Annotated in this window: 18 protein-coding genes; 15 read left to right on the top strand and 3 right to left on the bottom strand. The window is 58.6% G+C overall.

The window, feature by feature from the left end; translation table 11 throughout:
- Nucleotides 1–97 precede the first annotated feature (97 nt).
- The 8 genes from ACI3K0_RS04375 (at nt 98) to ACI3K0_RS04340 (ending at nt 7,473) form a co-directional block, all read left to right on the top strand.
- Nucleotides 98–1,597, top strand: a complete 1,500-nt coding sequence (locus ACI3K0_RS04375; protein ID WP_246435706.1) for an ATP-binding protein — start codon at nt 98–100, stop codon at nt 1,595–1,597.
- Nucleotides 1,594–2,037, top strand: a complete 444-nt coding sequence (locus tag ACI3K0_RS04370) for a response regulator (RefSeq protein WP_148143588.1) — start codon at nt 1,594–1,596, stop codon at nt 2,035–2,037. Before ACI3K0_RS04375 ends, ACI3K0_RS04370 begins: the two co-directional genes overlap by 4 nt.
- A 9-nt stretch (nt 2,038–2,046) precedes the next feature.
- Complete coding sequence (locus ACI3K0_RS04365; protein WP_148143591.1) at nt 2,047–3,078, top strand: sensor histidine kinase; 1,032 nt, start codon at nt 2,047–2,049, stop codon at nt 3,076–3,078.
- A 206-nt stretch (nt 3,079–3,284) separates the two neighbouring features.
- A complete protein-coding gene (locus tag ACI3K0_RS04360; protein ID WP_183821124.1) occupies nt 3,285–4,571 on the top strand; it encodes a hemolysin family protein in 1,287 nt (428 codons plus the stop codon).
- Nucleotides 4,571–5,170 carry a 5-formyltetrahydrofolate cyclo-ligase gene (locus ACI3K0_RS04355; protein WP_183821125.1) on the top strand — a complete coding sequence of 200 codons (600 nt, stop codon included), beginning with the start codon at nt 4,571–4,573 and terminating at the stop codon, nt 5,168–5,170. The genes ACI3K0_RS04360 and ACI3K0_RS04355 overlap by 1 nt, the downstream gene beginning before the upstream one ends.
- A 2-nt stretch (nt 5,171–5,172) precedes the next feature.
- Nucleotides 5,173–5,997, top strand: a complete 825-nt coding sequence (locus tag ACI3K0_RS04350; RefSeq protein WP_183821126.1) for a TIGR00282 family metallophosphoesterase — start codon at nt 5,173–5,175, stop codon at nt 5,995–5,997.
- 95 nt (nt 5,998–6,092) lie between these two features.
- Nucleotides 6,093–6,452: a hypothetical protein gene (locus tag ACI3K0_RS04345; RefSeq protein ID WP_404944973.1), complete on the top strand. Its 360-nt coding sequence runs from the start codon at nt 6,093–6,095 to the stop codon at nt 6,450–6,452.
- 172 nt (nt 6,453–6,624) lie between these two features.
- Nucleotides 6,625–7,473: an MBL fold metallo-hydrolase gene (locus ACI3K0_RS04340; RefSeq protein WP_183821128.1), complete on the top strand. Its 849-nt coding sequence runs from the start codon at nt 6,625–6,627 to the stop codon at nt 7,471–7,473.
- Nucleotides 7,474–7,495: 22 nt separating this feature from the next.
- On the opposite strand, the gene ACI3K0_RS04335 is transcribed toward ACI3K0_RS04340, so the two are convergent.
- Nucleotides 7,496–8,008 (bottom strand): pyridoxamine 5'-phosphate oxidase family protein, encoded by a 513-nt coding sequence (locus tag ACI3K0_RS04335; protein WP_183821129.1) that lies wholly within the window; start codon nt 8,006–8,008, stop codon nt 7,496–7,498.
- Nucleotides 8,009–8,177: 169 nt separating this feature from the next.
- Between ACI3K0_RS04335 and ACI3K0_RS04330 the strand changes: the two genes are divergently transcribed.
- Nucleotides 8,178–8,924: a YebC/PmpR family DNA-binding transcriptional regulator gene (locus ACI3K0_RS04330; protein WP_183821130.1), complete on the top strand. Its 747-nt coding sequence runs from the start codon at nt 8,178–8,180 to the stop codon at nt 8,922–8,924.
- A gap of 63 nt (nt 8,925–8,987) precedes the next feature.
- On the opposite strand, the gene ACI3K0_RS04325 is transcribed toward ACI3K0_RS04330, so the two are convergent.
- Nucleotides 8,988–9,983 (bottom strand): LLM class flavin-dependent oxidoreductase, encoded by a 996-nt coding sequence (locus ACI3K0_RS04325; protein WP_183821131.1) that lies wholly within the window; start codon nt 9,981–9,983, stop codon nt 8,988–8,990.
- 103 nt (nt 9,984–10,086) lie between these two features.
- Complete coding sequence (locus ACI3K0_RS04320; RefSeq protein WP_404944972.1) at nt 10,087–11,457, bottom strand: methyl-accepting chemotaxis protein; 1,371 nt, start codon at nt 11,455–11,457, stop codon at nt 10,087–10,089.
- 181 nt (nt 11,458–11,638) lie between these two features.
- On the opposite strand from ACI3K0_RS04320, the gene ruvC reads away from it, so the two are divergent.
- From ruvC to ACI3K0_RS04290, 6 genes are all read left to right on the top strand, one after another.
- Nucleotides 11,639–12,148: a crossover junction endodeoxyribonuclease RuvC gene (gene ruvC / locus ACI3K0_RS04315; RefSeq protein WP_183821133.1), complete on the top strand. Its 510-nt coding sequence runs from the start codon at nt 11,639–11,641 to the stop codon at nt 12,146–12,148.
- Between the two features lie 69 nt (nt 12,149–12,217).
- Nucleotides 12,218–12,469 carry an AbrB/MazE/SpoVT family DNA-binding domain-containing protein gene (locus ACI3K0_RS04310; protein WP_183821134.1) on the top strand — a complete coding sequence of 84 codons (252 nt, stop codon included), beginning with the start codon at nt 12,218–12,220 and terminating at the stop codon, nt 12,467–12,469.
- Nucleotides 12,470–12,473: 4 nt separating this feature from the next.
- The gene (locus ACI3K0_RS04305) at nt 12,474–12,905 is read left to right on the top strand and encodes a type II toxin-antitoxin system VapC family toxin (RefSeq protein ID WP_183821135.1); all 432 of its coding nucleotides are present in this window, start codon (nt 12,474–12,476) and stop codon (nt 12,903–12,905) included.
- On the top strand, nt 12,902–13,516 hold the full coding sequence (gene ruvA / locus ACI3K0_RS04300; RefSeq protein ID WP_183821136.1) for a Holliday junction branch migration protein RuvA: 615 nt from the start codon (nt 12,902–12,904) through the stop codon (nt 13,514–13,516). The genes ACI3K0_RS04305 and ruvA overlap by 4 nt, the downstream gene beginning before the upstream one ends.
- Nucleotides 13,517–13,587: 71 nt before the next feature.
- Nucleotides 13,588–14,628, top strand: a complete 1,041-nt coding sequence (gene ruvB, locus ACI3K0_RS04295) for a Holliday junction branch migration DNA helicase RuvB (RefSeq protein WP_183821137.1) — start codon at nt 13,588–13,590, stop codon at nt 14,626–14,628.
- Between the two features lie 31 nt (nt 14,629–14,659).
- Complete coding sequence (locus ACI3K0_RS04290; protein WP_343062370.1) at nt 14,660–15,148, top strand: NUDIX hydrolase; 489 nt, start codon at nt 14,660–14,662, stop codon at nt 15,146–15,148.
- The last annotated feature ends 20 nt before the right edge of the window (nt 15,149–15,168 follow it).

Below are 15,168 nucleotides of genomic sequence, written 5' to 3'. Positions count from 1 at the left end.
TGTCGTTGATGCAGTCCGGCGCTTGCCGGATATGCATTGACAATGCCGGCGTTGCGGCCAAGTTCATTCCGTCCAATTCAATCGACGGTTCCTCTTCATGCTCTTTGCCAATAACAAGTTTGCCCGGTCTTCGCTCTTCATGCTTTTGATCGGTGCTGGACTTCTCGTTGCTATCGTCCTGTCGTCCTTCTTCCTTGCAGGCATGACGCGGACCTATTTCGACGAAGTGACTAAGCTGAGGGCGGTGCGCTCTGTCGCGGCTGACATGCTGGTTCTGCTGAATTCTGCTGAGTCGAGCCAGCGCGGTTATCTTCTGGTGCAAAACGAGGCCTTTCTCGAGCCATACCAAAAGGCGCTCGAAGCGTTGCCGAGTCAGGTCGAGCGGCTGGAGCGCGTTTCCAAAAATCAGAATACGGTCAACGTGCCGCTTGAGGATATCCGTCGCCTGATCGCTGAAAAGGTGACGGAGATGCAGTCGACGCTCAATCTTGCCAGCGAGGGCAAGGTGGCGGATGCCGTTGCCATCGTGCGCAATGAGTCCGGCTTCGTCGTCATGCAGCAGCTTCGGCAGGCGATCGGCGATGTCGTGCAGGAACTGGACGGGCATCTGATCAACGGTATCGGCGAAATCCGCGAAAGCGCGGGATCGCTGCAATATGTGACACTTGGCGGCGGACTGCTGATCATCCTGGTCGTCGGCGGCGCAATTGCCGTCGTGATGCAGCATGTGCGTGAACTCGCTCATGCCCGGGCGGAGGTCGAGGAGCTGAATGTCGGGCTTGAGGAACGCGTCAACGAGCGCACCGAAGACCTGATACAGGCCAATCGTGAAATCCAGCGTTACGCCTATATCGTCTCCCATGACCTGAGGGCTCCTCTCGTCAATATCATGGGCTTTACCAGCGAACTCGATGCGTCTCTCAAGTCGATCAGCGCCTATGTGCTGGCCGATGAGGCGCGCCCAAGCGAAGACGAGGTGCGCGAGGCGCGGCTTGCCGTCGAGGAGGATCTGCCGGAGGCGATCGGGTTCATCCGGTCATCGACCAAGAAGATGGATGCCCTGATCAACGCCATCCTGAAGATTTCGCGCGATGGCCGCCGCGAGCTGAAACCTGAACGCATCGATCTCGGCGAAATGCTGGAGACGACGGCCGCAAGCGTTCATCACCAGGTCAGCGATTCCGGCGGCGAGGTAAGCATCTCCGTGGGCGCAGCCCGTGGTCTTTTGACTGACCGGTTCTCCATGGAGCAGATTTTCGGCAACCTGTTCGACAATGCGGTAAAGTACAAACATCCGGAGCGACCGCTCAACCTTTCCGTGAAGGCATTCCCGATGGGGCGCAGTGCCGTCCGGATAGAGGTGGCGGACAATGGTCGCGGGATCGCGCCGGAAGACCATGAACGCGTCTTCGAACTTTTTCGCCGGGCCGGGGTGCAGGACAAGCCGGGCGAGGGGATCGGGCTTGCGCATGTGCGCTCGTTAGTCAGAAATTTAGGCGGGGAAATTACTGTGACCTCCACATTGGGGGGAGGATCGACATTTGTCATCCGTCTGCCCATGGATCTGTCCCAGTATGTTAGGAGTAGCGGGCCATGAAAGCTGCCGGCAAGGAAGTCACCATCGTCATGATCGAAGATGACGAAGGGCATGCCCGCCTGATCGAAAAAAATGTGCGCCGGGCCGGCGTCAGCAACGATATCGTGCCTTTTACCAATGGTACCGATGCGCTCGATTTCATTCTCGGTGCCGACCGCTCGGGCATGGCCAGCAGCGATCGGCATCTTCTTATCCTTCTCGATCTCAATCTGCCGGATATGTCGGGTATTGACATCCTTGAGAAGGTGAAGTCCAACCCTCATGCAAAACGACTGCCCGTGGTGATCCTCACGACGACGGACGACGAGCGTGAAATTCAGCGCTGTTACGATCTCGGCGCGAATGTCTACATTACCAAGCCAGTGGATTACGATAGTTTTGCACACGCCATTCGACAGCTGGGTCTGTTCTTTTCGGTGATGCAGATACCCGGACAATGATGAGAAGATATGCCGCGAACGATCCTTTATGTTGACGACGATGTCGCTCTGGCCCGTCTCGCGGAACGCCATCTCGGACGCGCCGGTTACAATGTCGTCACTGCCGTCGACGGGGAAAGCGCCATGGCGGCGTTCGAAAAGGGCGGGATCGATGCGATCGTTCTAGACCACTATCTCCGCGCCGAGACCGGTATGGATATCTTCCATCGCCTGCAGGGGCGTGGCTGTTCGGCGCCGGTCATTTACGTCACCGGTTCCAGCGAAGCGACGATCGCCATCGAGGCAATGAAGAACGGCGCATCCGATTATGTCATCAAGACCGTCGGCGACGAGTTCCTGCCGCTGATGCAGAATGCGATCGGCCAGGCGATCTCGACCGCAGATCTGTGGCGCGAGAAGGAAAAGGCCGACCAGGAAATCCGCATCGGCAAGGAACGAGCCGAAATCCTGCTGGCGGAGGTCAATCACCGCGTAGCAAACAGTCTAGCTCTGGTCGCGGCGATGATCCGACTCCAGGCCGGAAGCAGCAAGAACGAGGACGTGAAGGCAGCGCTTGCCGAGACACAGGCTCGGATTGCGGCAATCGCCGGCATGCACCGTAGCCTCTACACATCCGATGACGTGCGGCAGGTGGAGATGGACAAATATCTCGGCACGCTGGTCAACGAGGTGCAAGGAACGGTCACCGACCGTCAGGGGGCGACCATCCATCTATCGGCCGACGAGGTAATGTTGACGTCGGATCGCGCAGTTTCCGTCGGCATGATCGTCACCGAGCTTCTGACCAATGCGTTGAAATATGCTTATGAGCCGGGAACTGATGGCGAAGTGCGCGTCCTTCTGACACGCCAGCCGGATGACAAGGCGTTGCTCGCTGTCGAGGATGACGGGATCGGCTGGAAAGAAGGCGACGTCGTCAGGGGAACCGGTCTTGGAAGCCGGATCGTGAAGTCAATGGCGTCCACGCTCGGATCGGCCATTCAATATGTCGAGCGGCCAAAAGGCACACGTGCGGAGATGACGATCGATCTCTCTATTTGATCGGCGGCAGACATCAGTTGTTCCAGCCATTGCAATAGACGCAAGCCGACCTTATGATTTCTGCTCACAGGTGAAGGTGCGCAGTTCCGAGAACCGGCTGACGGTTTTCCGAACTGCGCGCGAGATCACATCATGAAATCAACGGCAGCCGCCGCAAGCGGTCAACGTTTTGTGCGCAGGATATTGTCCCAGCCTAAGAGCACCTTTTGTTAACCGAAATCCTTATCGTCGTTGCACTCACCATATTGAATGGTGTTCTTGCGATGTCGGAACTTGCCGTCGTTTCATCCCGCCCCATCCGTCTCAAGGTTATGGCAGAGCAGGGAAATCGCGGTGCGGCCACAGCCATCAAGCTTGCCGAAGACCCAGGTCGTTTTCTCTCTTCCGTTCAGATCGGCATCACGCTGGTTGGTGTTCTTTCCGGCGCATTTTCAGGCGCAACCCTCGGTACGCGCCTGACCTCATGGCTCGAGGCACAGGGCATGGCCGAGAACCTTGCCGACTGGCTTGGTGTCGGCGGTGTCGTTGTCGTCATCACCTATATGTCGCTTATCCTCGGCGAACTGGTGCCGAAGCAGATTGCGCTTCGCGCGCCAGAATCTGTTGCCGCCCGCGTCGCGCCTGCGATGAAGCTCGTGGCGATGATCGGCGCGCCCATCGTCTGGTTTCTCGATATTTCCGGCCGCTTCGTGCTGGCCATACTCGGTCAGAAGGGCGAGTCCGAAGACAAGGTGACGGACGAGGAAATCCGCACCGTTCTTGCTGAAGCGCAGAGCGCCGGCGTCATCGAAAGCGGTGAGTCCGAGATGATTTCCGGCGTCATGCGCCTGGCCGACCGCACCGCCCGCGGCCTGATGACGCCGCGCCGCGATGTCGAGGTGATCGATACCGAGGACGAACCGGAGGAAATCCGCGCCCAGCTTCGCGCCACGACACGCTCCCGCCTTCCGGTTCGCAAGGGCAGTTCCGACGAGATCATCGGCGTTCTGTTCGTCAAGGACGCCTATGATTTCATGGCCGGCGGAAAGCAGTTCGATGTTCAGCTTGTTATGCGTGAGGCTCCCGTTGTCTCCGATCTGACTGGCGCTCTCGACGTCATCCAGGCGCTCAGGAAGGCACCGGCGCATATGGTGCTTGTCTATGACGAGTACGGTCATTTCGAAGGCATCATCAGCTCAGGCGACGTGCTGGAGGCAATCACCGGTGTGTTCCAGGAAGACGCGACCGAAGAGCCTGCAATCGTGGTGCGGGACGATGGTTCTTACCTGATCGCCGGCTGGATGCCGGTGGATGAGTTCGGGGCGCAGATGGGGATCTCGATCGAGGAGGATCCGGGTTACGAGACCGTTGCCGGTTTCGTGCTTGACGAATTGAAGCACCTGCCGGAACTCGGCGAAAGCTTCACGACGCATGGCTGGACCTTCGAGGTCGTCGATCTTGACGGTCGGCGTATCGACAAGCTGCTGGTCTCGCGCTCGGGCGACAAGGCCTGATGGCCGGCCAATCGATCAAGGCGTCGCTGCGGGCCGAAAGGCTCGCGGCGCGCGATGCGCTCAGTGCTGCGGAGCGCGTGGAGAAAAGCCTGTCGCTGGCATCGCATGGCATGGCGGCGATCGATCTCAACGACGGAACGCTCGTGTCCGGCTTCCTGCCGATCCGCTCCGAGGTGGATGTCCGTCCTCTTATGGATCTCCTGAGACAACGCGGGGCGCGGATTTGCGTGCCCGTTGTACTCGACAAGGAAATCATCGTTTTTCGCGAGCTGACACCCGGCGCCGAGCTTGTCGCGGGCGTCTTCGGCACGGTCGGGCCGGGGTTGGACGCGGCCGAACTCGACCCCGAGATCATGCTGGTGCCACTTGCGGCGTTCGACCGCAGAGGCCACCGGATCGGTTATGGTGGCGGTTATTATGATCGCGCAATTTACCGTTTGCAGCAAAAAGGCTGCAATCCACGGCTGATCGGCATTGCATTCGACTGCCAGGAAGTGGCATCAGTTCCCGAAGAACCTCATGATATAAGGCTTCACGGGATCCTGACGGAAAGCGGCTTTCGCGATCTGTCCGATGAGGCCATTGTAAAGATTGGATAGGAATGCGCCTTCTCTTTCTAGGTGACATGGTCGGCAAGACCGGCCGCACGACCGTATGGGAAAAACTGCCGGGACTGATTTCCGACCTGAAGCTCGATTTCGTCATCGTCAATGGCGAGAACGCAGCCGGCGGCTTCGGCATTACCGAGGACATCTTTCTTGAGACGATCAATGCCGGTGCCGATGTCGTCACGACCGGCAATCACGTCTGGGACCAGAAAGAAGCGGTGACCTTTGCCGGTCGCCACGACCAGTTCCTGCGGCCCGCGAACTATCCTGCCGGCACGCCGGGCAAGGGGTCGGGTCTCTATTATGCCCGAAACGGTGCGCGCATCCTCGTTGCCAACATCATGGGCCGGGTGTTCATGCATCCGGAACTCGACGATCCCTTCAAGAGCGCCGAGGCAATCCTCGATGCTGCTCCGTTGAAGGAGCAGGCCGACGCGATCATCTTCGATTTCCACGCAGAAGCGACCAGCGAGAAGCAGTGCTTTGGGCATTTCGTCGACGGGCGCGCCTCGCTCGTTGTCGGCACGCATACCCATGTGCCGACCGCCGATTGCCAGATCCTGAACGGCGGCACCGGCTATATGTCGGATGCCGGCATGTGCGGCGACTACGACTCGTCTCTGGGAATGGAGAAGGAAGAGCCGCTCAACCGCTTCATCTCGAAAATGCCTAAGGGCCGGTTCGAGGCGGCGCATGGACCGGCGACGCTTTGCGGTCTCGGTATCGAGATTTCGGACTCGACCGGGCTTGCGGAGAAGATCGAACCTCTGCGGATCGGGCCGCGGCTGGCGGAAACCATTCCCAGCTTCTGGCGTTGATTGGGGAACTGCGGTTCCCATGCTATTATTCCGGCATGTGATCTCCTGACCCGGCGCTTGTGCCGGGCAGGGCGGCATCTGATGGAGGGCATAGCATGGTTGACCCGGTTACCCGCGTTTCTTCGACGTCAGCATCCGCCGCGACTTTGGTCGATAGCAGCGTGGTCAGCCGGGCTGAGCCTGATAATGTCTGGGCAGCCCACCGGCAGGATCAGATCAATGCCGACCTTGCGACCATGAAGCGTTTTCGTGAGCAGCAGGACGAGGCCGGAAGCGAAGAAGAGCCTTCCGCGTCTCTCGATGATCGGCACCCGCACCGCCGACAGGACGCGACTGCTTCGGAAACACTCGACGAGCAGGCAGATGACGCAAGATTGTCGGGTGAAAGCGAGCGTATCGGAACGCGGAATTACGATGACGGGACGCCATTCGGGCATCGCACACTGATCATCTGATCCGGTTTCGTGTGGGACCGTGTTCGGGAGCGCCTTGTGTCGGATCGAACTCAACCTTTGGCCGAATGACGGAATTGTGAGGCGCGGATCGGCAATGTCTGCTGGACCGATCCGCATGCTTGCCCCATCCTTTTCCCCGGAATGAGCATGAACGCGTTTTCCGGAGTGTGGCATGAAGCTGCGAACTCTCGCATTCGGTTTTTCGGCCTTTCTTCTTTCAGCATTCTCTTCGGCCTACGCACAGGAAGGCCTTCCTGTCAGCCAATGTCAGGCAATCGCTCAGAAACTGCCGCATGTGCGGTTTGCGAGCTTCAGCCCGCCGGGTGTTCAGCTAGCGCAGGCGGGCAAGGCGTTGACGCTCGCCGAGCGGGAAGAGGTGAGGATCACCTTCGTCGGGCATTCTACCTATTTCATCGAGACGCCGGGCGGTATCGGGATTGCGACGGACTACAGCGGTGTCTATCGGCCTGACAGATTGCCGGACGTGGTGACGATGAACCGCGCGCATTCCACTCATTACTCTCTGACGCCCGATCCAGGGATTGAGATGGTGCTGCATGGGTGGAGCGATGTGCCGGGTGAAAAGGCTAAACATCAGGAGATGATTGGAGATGTCTATATCCGCAATGTCGTCTCCGACATCCGCAACTGGGGCGGCGGTATAGAGGAGAACGGCAATTCTATCTTCATCTTCGAGGTTGCGGGCCTGTGCATAGGCCATCTGGGGCATCTGCATTTTGAATTGAACGAGGCGCAATATACGGAGATCGGGCGTCTCGATATCCTGATGGTGCCTGTCGACGGTGGTTTGACCATGGGGGCGGACAGCATGAGCCGCGTCGTGCAACGGCTGCGGTCTTCGCTGATCCTTCCGATGCACCGTTTCGGGCCGCCGCTGGATACGTTCCTCGCGATGTTCGACGGGAAGTTCGACATCGCCTATGCGAAGGAAAAAACGCTCAGGGTATCGATTCGGTCTCTGCCCAAGAAACCGACGATCCTAGTGCCGCAGGGGCTTTAACGGCCCCCGCGGCTAAATCAGACTAATGGATTGCCGAGAAGGTGAGGTGCTGCTTGACGCCTACTTCCGGCATCTTCTCGTCGGTCATGTTGGCCTTGGCGATCTCCCAGCCGAATTTCAGCGTGCTGTTGGTCGAGGCCCAGATTTCGGCATCATCTACCTTGAAGGCGAGCATGGTGAGAAGCGGATCGTCCTTGCCCTGCTCGTACCAGGCGGCGGTTACGGCGCTCCAGTATTCGTCGCGCTTTGCGGCATCGAGGCGGACTTCGATCGGGCCCGACAGGCAAGCGTGATAGTCATGGTTCTTGCCGGTGACGCAGAAATGCGCCCGGCCGCCAGCGCCGATGGCGCGCACGAGATCCGTATCCGTCTTGGTAAAGAACCAGATCGTATTGGTCTTGGTATCGACATTCGGCGCCATCGGCTGGAAATGCATGTGTGTGCCTTCCAGACCAAGCATGCCGGCATGGACGCCATTGATCTCGTCCCACATCTGGCGTTCGGGTGCTTCGCGGGCTTCGGTGAGGCTTGCCATTCCTGCGTCTCCTTTGTTGTTTTCGATAGGTCAAACGGAGCTGCAAAGGCTTTGTTCCGGCCCATTTCGTTGAGGCGGGGACGCTTGGGTAATCGAAATGCCTTGAATGGCGGGCGCTTCGAAATTATAAGGCGCCCATTCCAAAACCGGTTAAAGTATCAGGGGTGCCATGGCTGGCCATTCACAGTTCAAAAACATCATGCACCGCAAGGGCAAGCAGGACGGCATCCGTTCGAAGATGTTCTCCAAGCTCGCACGCGAAATCACCGTTGCTGCCAAGACAGGTCTTCCCGACCCGACGATGAACGCTGCGCTTCGCCTTGCCGTGCAGAACGCCAAGGCACAGTCGATGCCGAAGGATAACATCGACCGTGCGATCAAGAAGGCTTCCGGTGCTGACGCCGAGAACTACGATTCCGTGCGTTACGAAGGCTACGGCCCGGGCGGCACGGCCGTCATCGTCGAGGCGCTGACTGACAACCGCAACCGCACCGCATCCAACGTCCGCTCCATCTTCACCAAGGCCGGCGGTGCGCTTGGTGAAACCGGTTCGGTTTCCTTCTCATTCGATCACGTCGGCGAAATCACCTATAAGCTTTCCGTCGGCGATGCGGACAAGGTGATGGAAGCGGCTATCGAAGCCGGTGCCGATGACGTTGAGACGGACGAAGAAGGCCACACGATCTATTGCGGTTTCGAGGACATGAACGAAGTGTCCAAGGCACTGGAAGCCGTTCTCGGCGAAGCCGAGACGGTCAAGGCGATCTGGAAGGCACACAACACGATCGAAGTCGATGAGGAAAAGGCGCAGTCGCTGATGAAGCTCATCGGCAACCTGGAAGACGATGACGACGTGCAGAACGTCTATTCGAACTTCGAAGTGTCGGACGAGGTGATGGCCAAACTCTCGGCCTGATTGTTCTTCAGAATCTGGAAACTGCAACGGGCCGGTTTATGCCGGCCCGTTTTTCGTTGCGCGTCACGCTTTTTCCATCATCGGCAGGCTGGCAAACAGCTCGACCGAATGCAAACGAGCGTCGATGTCGTGGATCGGCATGGAGACGATCAGTTCGTCAGCGCCGGTTTCCGCGAGAAAGTCTTTCAGCTTTGCCTCAATGGTCGGCACCGAGCCGACTGCGGCGTAACGCAGCGTGTGCTCGACGCTCATCTTTTCCATCGGTGTCCAGAAGCCATCCATGCTGTCCAACGGCCTGGGGAAGCGGGTGCGGACATTCTTGCGCAGGTTGACGAATTGCTGCTGCGACGAGGTGAACAGACGTTCGGCTTCTTCATCGGTGTCTGCGGCGACGCCCATGACCCCAACCATGACATAGGGCTTTTCCAGTTCAGCGGACGGTTGGAAGCGTTCGCGATAGATCGCAATCGCATCCAGCAGCATGTCGGGGGCGAAGTGGGAAGCGAAGGCATAGGGCAGGCCGAGCGCCGCCGCGAGATGGGCGCTGTAGAGGCTGGAGCCGAGGAGCCAGATCGGTACATTGGCCTCGGTGCCGGGGACAGCAATGATCGCCTGGTTCTCGATCGGCGTGCCGAGCAGGTGCTTCAGTTCGACGATGTCCTGCGGAAAGTTCTCGGCACCGGCATCCATGTTGCGTCGAAGCGCGCTGGCGGTGCGCATGTCGGTGCCGGGAGCGCGGCCGAGGCCGAGATCGACACGGCCGGGCAACAGCGCTTCCAGCGTACCGAACTGTTCAGCAATCACGAGAGGGGAATGGTTGGGCAGCATGACGCCACCGGAGCCGACGCGGATTTTCTTCGTGGCGGCGCCGACATGGGCGATAACGATCGAGGTCGCAGCGCTGGCTATACCGGGCATGCCATGGTGTTCGGCAAGCCAGACACGCTTGTATCCCTGCTCTTCGGCCTTGATTGCCATGCGGCGAGATTGATCGAGCGCATCGCGCACCGAGTAGCCTTCGCCGACCGGCGAAAGGTCAAGTATCGAGAACGGAATCATGGATCTACCTTGGAAAGGAACAATTCTGTCGTTCCTATCTAGGGAGCCGGAACCGCCGATGCGACCCTTTCGCGCAGAAAAGCATGAGCAGGCGGTTCCGCTTTTACGTCTTCACTAACTTCAGATGGCTGCGGTGGTGGGGCGGGCTGGTGTCTGGCGGTGTGTGGTCATCGTGAAGAACGGTGATATGGATGAAGCGTCCGCAATGCCTATTGATCACCGCAAGCTCCTGCGCCATGCGTTCGAGCGCCGTCTCCAGCATATGGTCGAGCGAGCGGCGCTGGCTGGCATGCTTGAGTGACCCGTCCAGAATGACGCCGCTGCGGGCAACGATATCTGACGACATCGTCGAAGCTTCCGAGATTAACGTGAGCTTGTCGCCGATCGTCTCGAAACTCTCGTGCAGATGCTGTTCCTGCTGCAGGATACGACCTGTTTGTGTGCGCGCTTGCTTGAGGCAGAGAGTGACGTCGCGTTCCAGAAGCGAAGCCTGCTTTGCTGCTGCCGCGCTTGTTTCGGCCATATCGCGCAACTCGGCTGCGAAAGCCGGCAGCGTTTCCTGGGGGCCGGCCATGTTTGCTGCCGCAACGCTGGCGCTGACGGAAAGCATGTTGGTGCGGAATGCCATGTCGCGCATCAGCGCAGCGATGTCTCCAACCTGTTTCTCTGAGCCGCGCATGCTTTCGGATGCCTCTATTTCCTGCGAAACGGTTTCGCGGCTCTGTTGCCAATAGGTCTTGGCATTGGCGGCGATTGTGGCGATCTCTCTCAACGCCGCATCCTGCTCGCGCAGGAGATCCGCGATATCACGCAGGCCATTGCCGGCAACCGAAAGAGCGGGAACTTCATCCGGTATCATCGAACGCTGCTGCGTCAGCCGGATACGCGCCTCGGCGCATTCTCCATGCAGGGTGCTCGCCGAAGTGATGATGGTTGTCAGGCTTTCGTTGAGCGAATTGACTGCCTTGTTGAAATCACCGCGCAATCCTTCGAAGCCATCCGAGAAGGGAGTGTCGAGAGTGACGGAAAGGTCGCCTGTCGCGAGGCGGCGCAAACCGGCATCCAAGGCGCTGAGCGCTTCTTCCGAAGCCTTCTGGCGATCGTTGCCTGCTATTCCATGCTCCTGGTCAATGGTCCTCAACCCAACTAGGCGGGGGGTGGCCGGATTGACGCGTTCAGGAGAAATTTTTGGTTCTGAAGATTTTGGCAGCGGGCCTAAACCGGATGCGATAGCCTTTTCAGGTGCGGCACCGAGCATCAGTCTGGTCGAGACCGGTCGTATCTCATGAGCGCCGGCAATGCGGGTGGCCATCATAGCCGTCGCCATTGAGAAACCAATGACGCCCGCTGCCAGAAGTGCTGTCATGGCGGGGGACATTCCCGGAGAAAAAGTGGATGCGATCACTGCCAGCAGGCCATTCTGCACTAGCAGAAGAGCCGTGATCTTCATGAACAAGCTTTGGCGTTGAGACATCGCCCTCTCTCCCTCTCGTATCATTCGAGAACACCCAGAACGCGGAAAAGCCGCCGTCGTTGCAAAGGTCATATCAGTAGAGCGACATATGGTTAGCGGCGCGTTAACCAGTTGAAATGCGATGTTTCTGTTTTGTTCATATTTCGATGGCTATCAAGGGCGGGTGAAGGTAGGGTGAGACATGGCAGACATCATTCGAATCATCGGCATCGATCCCGGACTTCGACGCACGGGCTGGGGTGTCATCGACACGATCGGCAACAGCCTGAAGTTCGTCGCCTCAGGTACGGTGACTTCGGATGGGGATCTGGATCTCGCTTCGCGCCTGTGCCAGCTGCATGACGGGCTTGCCGAGATCGTGCATGCCTACAAGCCGGATGAGGCTGCAGTCGAGCAGACTTTCGTTAACAAGGATGCGGTCGCGACGTTGAAGCTTGGCCAAGCCCGCGGCGTCGTGATGCTAGTGCCTGCTCGTGCCGGACTGCCTGTTTCGGAATACGCGCCGAATGCCGTGAAAAAATCGGTGATCGGCGTCGGCCACGGCGATAAGAAACAGATCCACATGATGCTGAAGATCCTGATGCCCAAGGTCGAGTTCAAGGGTGACGATGCTGCTGATGCTCTCGCCATTGCCATCTGCCACGCCCATAACCGTGGCGGGAACCGTATGCGTCAAGCGTTGGCCGGATAACCGCTCAATAGGTTTGTTCTTGACTTGTTCTCTAGGTAAGATATTTTCTTACTCAAAGGAGAGCAGTTCATGCGTGTGACATCGAAAGGGCAGGTAACCATACCACGGGATCTTCGCGAGCTGGTCGGCATAGAGCCTAACAGCGAGGTGATCTTCGGTTTGGAAGGTGGCGTGATTACCCTGACACCCAAGCATGGAACCACCGCAGACGCGGACCGTGCGCGGCTTGATCGTTTCATCGCCACGCTTGAAGAACTGGGCGGGACTGGTGACCAGGCCATCGATGCCGACGAATTGATGCGTATAACACGCGATCGATAACAGCATGGCAACGCTCATCGATACCAATATTCTCGTTGACCTTGCCGTGGGAGATCCGCATTGGCTCGAGTGGTCGCGTCGGCAGCTGCTTGCGGCGATGGCGCGCGGCAGCGTGGTGATCAACCAGATCATCTTTTCGGAATTCTCCTACCGATACGATGAGCTGGAAACCGTGGATGCGCTTTTGCCGCGCAACCAGTTTATCCGTGAGAACCTGCCTTGGTCTGCGGCATTCGCAGCCTCTTATGCCTTTCGCCGATATGGGTCGGCAGGCGGACAGCGTGATCGCGTATTGCCGGATTTCCTCATCGGCGCGCATGCGACGATCCGTGGGTATACATTGCTGACGCGTGATCCGTCCGGCTATCGCCGCTATTTTCCGGGTATCGATCTGATCGCGCCCGACACGCACCCTCTTTCAGGAAAACAGACATGATCGGCAAGCTTAAAGGCACTATCGACGAGATCAGAACGGACCATGTGCTCGTTGACGTGCATGGTGTCTGTTACGAAGCCTTCTGTTCGTCGCGCACGCTGTCGCGGCTGAATGTCGGCGAGGCGGCGATCCTGTTTATCGAGACCTATGTGCGCGAGGATCAGCTGAAGCTGTTCGGTTTCGTCTCGGCGCTGGAACGCGAATGGTTCGGTCTGTTGCAGAGCGTACAGGGCGTCGGTTCGAAGGTGGCGCTTGCCGTTCTTTCGACGTTGACACCGGGTGAGCTCGCCAATGCGATCGCGCTGCAGGACAAGACCGCGGTTTCGCGTGCGCCGGGTGTCGGCCCCAAGGTGGCGGTGCGCATTGTCACCGAATTGAAGAACAAAGCGCCGGCCTTTGCGGGTGAAGCCTCCGCCAATATCGGCCTGAAGCAGGAAATTGGCGAGGGCGTCGCCTCCGCACCTATCTCCGATGCCGTTTCGGCGCTGACCAATCTCGGTTATTCGCGCGATCAGGCGGCCAATGCTGTGGCTGCGGCGCTGAAAACTGCAGGTGAGGAGGCGGACAGCGCGAAGCTGATCCGGCTGGGGCTAAAGGAGCTCTCACGTTAACGGCTATCGCGGCTGCGTATTTTGTCCATGTCGTGTATTGACTGGATAACTGGTTCGAACGGAAATACCTTATGACTGACGAAACCCGCCTCATCTCGCCGGAAAAGCGGGGCGAAGATCTTGATACGGCTTTGCGCCCCCAATCGCTGGACGAGTTTACCGGACAGGCAGAAGCCCGCGCCAATCTGAAGATCTTTATCGAGGCGGCGAAGAACCGTGGCGAGGCGCTGGACCACGTTCTTTTCGTCGGCCCGCCGGGACTAGGCAAAACGACGCTGGCGCAGATCATGGCGAAGGAGCTCGGGGTCAATTTTCGCTCGACCTCCGGCCCGGTCATTGCCAAGGCGGGAGATCTTGCGGCGCTTTTGACCAATCTCGAAGAACGCGACGTTCTGTTCATCGATGAAATCCATAGGCTAAACCCGGCGGTCGAGGAAATTCTTTATCCTGCCATGGAGGACTTTCAGCTCGACCTGATCATCGGCGAGGGGCCGGCGGCGCGTTCGGTGAAGATCGATCTTTCTAAATTCACGCTGGTTGCTGCCACCACCCGTATAGGCCTTCTGACCACGCCGCTGCGCGATCGATTTGGTATTCCGGTGCGCCTGTCCTTCTATACCGTAGAGGAGCTGGAGGGCATCGTGCGGCGCGGGGCGCGGTTGATGGGGCTCAAGATGACGGATGACGGCGCTCGTGAAATTGCCCGCCGTGCCCGTGGAACGCCGCGTATCGCCGGTCGCCTCCTGCGCCGCGTGCGCGATTTTGCCGAGGTGGCGCGTGCCGAAGCGGTGACGAAGGAAATTGCCGATGAGGCGCTTGTCCGTCTGAATGTCGACCATGCCGGTTTCGACCAGCTCGACAAGCGTTACCTCAACATGATCGCGGTGAATTTTGCCGGCGGGCCGGTCGGGATCGAGACGATCGCGGCGGGCTTGTCGGAGCCGCGAGATGCGATCGAGGATATTATCGAGCCCTACATGATCCAGCAGGGTTTCATCCAGCGTACGCCGCGCGGGCGAGTGCTCACCGCCGTAGCCTGGAAACATCTCGGCCTGCAGCCGCCCAAGGATATGGAAGCGGCACAGTTCCGCATGAGTTTGGAAGATGATTAAGAAAGACAAGCCGCAGGATCTGCGTATCCGCATGAAATTCAAGCCTAAGCGTATCTTTCAGATGCGCATTGCCGGCCTGGCGTTTCGCGATGGGCATGTGCTCGTCCATCGTGCGGTTCACGAGCCCTTCTGGACTTTTCCCGGTGGCCGGGCGGAAGTGGGGGAGACATCCGAGGAGACGCTCAAGCGGGAGATGGTCGAGGAACTTGGCGTGATAGCCGATATCGGCCCGTTGCTTTGGGTGGCGGAGAACTTTTTTCATTACGAAGGCAAGGACTGGCACGAACTCGGCTTTTATTACCGGATGGAACTGCCGGAAAGCTTTCCGTTTCATCCGAGCGATATCGTGCATCGTGTAGTCGATACGCATGAACTTGAGTTCAAATGGGTTCCGGCGACCAGGGATGCGCTAAAGGCTCTCGATATCCCACCCTACTTCATCGCCGAAGAGATCGAAAATCTGCCGACTTCGCCGCGTCATGTCGTTCAACGGGATGGCGACCTCGATCTGAAGAGCTGATTTCGGAACATCATGCGGCT

It is taken from the genome of Rhizobium sp. ZW T2_16, from assembly GCF_044987325.1.
GTDB classification, from domain to species: domain Bacteria; phylum Pseudomonadota; class Alphaproteobacteria; order Rhizobiales; family Rhizobiaceae; genus Neorhizobium; species Neorhizobium cellulosilyticum.
Note: the sequence above shows the minus strand (reverse complement) of the source record. Positions and strands in the feature narration are given on the sequence as shown.

Coding starts and splice junctions, on each gene's coding strand:
- ACI3K0_RS04375 (WP_246435706.1), top strand. CDS start 98: ATGCTCTTTGCCAATAACAAGTTTGCCCGGTCTTCGCTCTTCATGCTT.
- ACI3K0_RS04370 (WP_148143588.1), top strand. CDS start 1,594: ATGAAAGCTGCCGGCAAGGAAGTCACCATCGTCATGATCGAAGATGAC.
- ACI3K0_RS04365 (WP_148143591.1), top strand. CDS start 2,047: ATGCCGCGAACGATCCTTTATGTTGACGACGATGTCGCTCTGGCCCGT.
- ACI3K0_RS04355 (WP_183821125.1), top strand. CDS start 4,571: ATGGCCGGCCAATCGATCAAGGCGTCGCTGCGGGCCGAAAGGCTCGCG.
- ACI3K0_RS04350 (WP_183821126.1), top strand. CDS start 5,173: ATGCGCCTTCTCTTTCTAGGTGACATGGTCGGCAAGACCGGCCGCACG.
- ACI3K0_RS04345 (WP_404944973.1), top strand. CDS start 6,093: ATGGTTGACCCGGTTACCCGCGTTTCTTCGACGTCAGCATCCGCCGCG.
- ACI3K0_RS04340 (WP_183821128.1), top strand. CDS start 6,625: ATGAAGCTGCGAACTCTCGCATTCGGTTTTTCGGCCTTTCTTCTTTCA.
- ACI3K0_RS04335 (WP_183821129.1), bottom strand. CDS start 8,008: ATGGCAAGCCTCACCGAAGCCCGCGAAGCACCCGAACGCCAGATGTGG.
- ACI3K0_RS04330 (WP_183821130.1), top strand. CDS start 8,178: ATGGCTGGCCATTCACAGTTCAAAAACATCATGCACCGCAAGGGCAAG.
- ACI3K0_RS04325 (WP_183821131.1), bottom strand. CDS start 9,983: ATGATTCCGTTCTCGATACTTGACCTTTCGCCGGTCGGCGAAGGCTAC.
- ACI3K0_RS04320 (WP_404944972.1), bottom strand. CDS start 11,457: ATGTCTCAACGCCAAAGCTTGTTCATGAAGATCACGGCTCTTCTGCTA.
- ruvC (WP_183821133.1), top strand. CDS start 11,639: ATGGCAGACATCATTCGAATCATCGGCATCGATCCCGGACTTCGACGC.
- ACI3K0_RS04310 (WP_183821134.1), top strand. CDS start 12,218: ATGCGTGTGACATCGAAAGGGCAGGTAACCATACCACGGGATCTTCGC.
- ACI3K0_RS04305 (WP_183821135.1), top strand. CDS start 12,474: ATGGCAACGCTCATCGATACCAATATTCTCGTTGACCTTGCCGTGGGA.
- ruvA (WP_183821136.1), top strand. CDS start 12,902: ATGATCGGCAAGCTTAAAGGCACTATCGACGAGATCAGAACGGACCAT.
- ruvB (WP_183821137.1), top strand. CDS start 13,588: ATGACTGACGAAACCCGCCTCATCTCGCCGGAAAAGCGGGGCGAAGAT.
- ACI3K0_RS04290 (WP_343062370.1), top strand. CDS start 14,660: ATGAAATTCAAGCCTAAGCGTATCTTTCAGATGCGCATTGCCGGCCTG.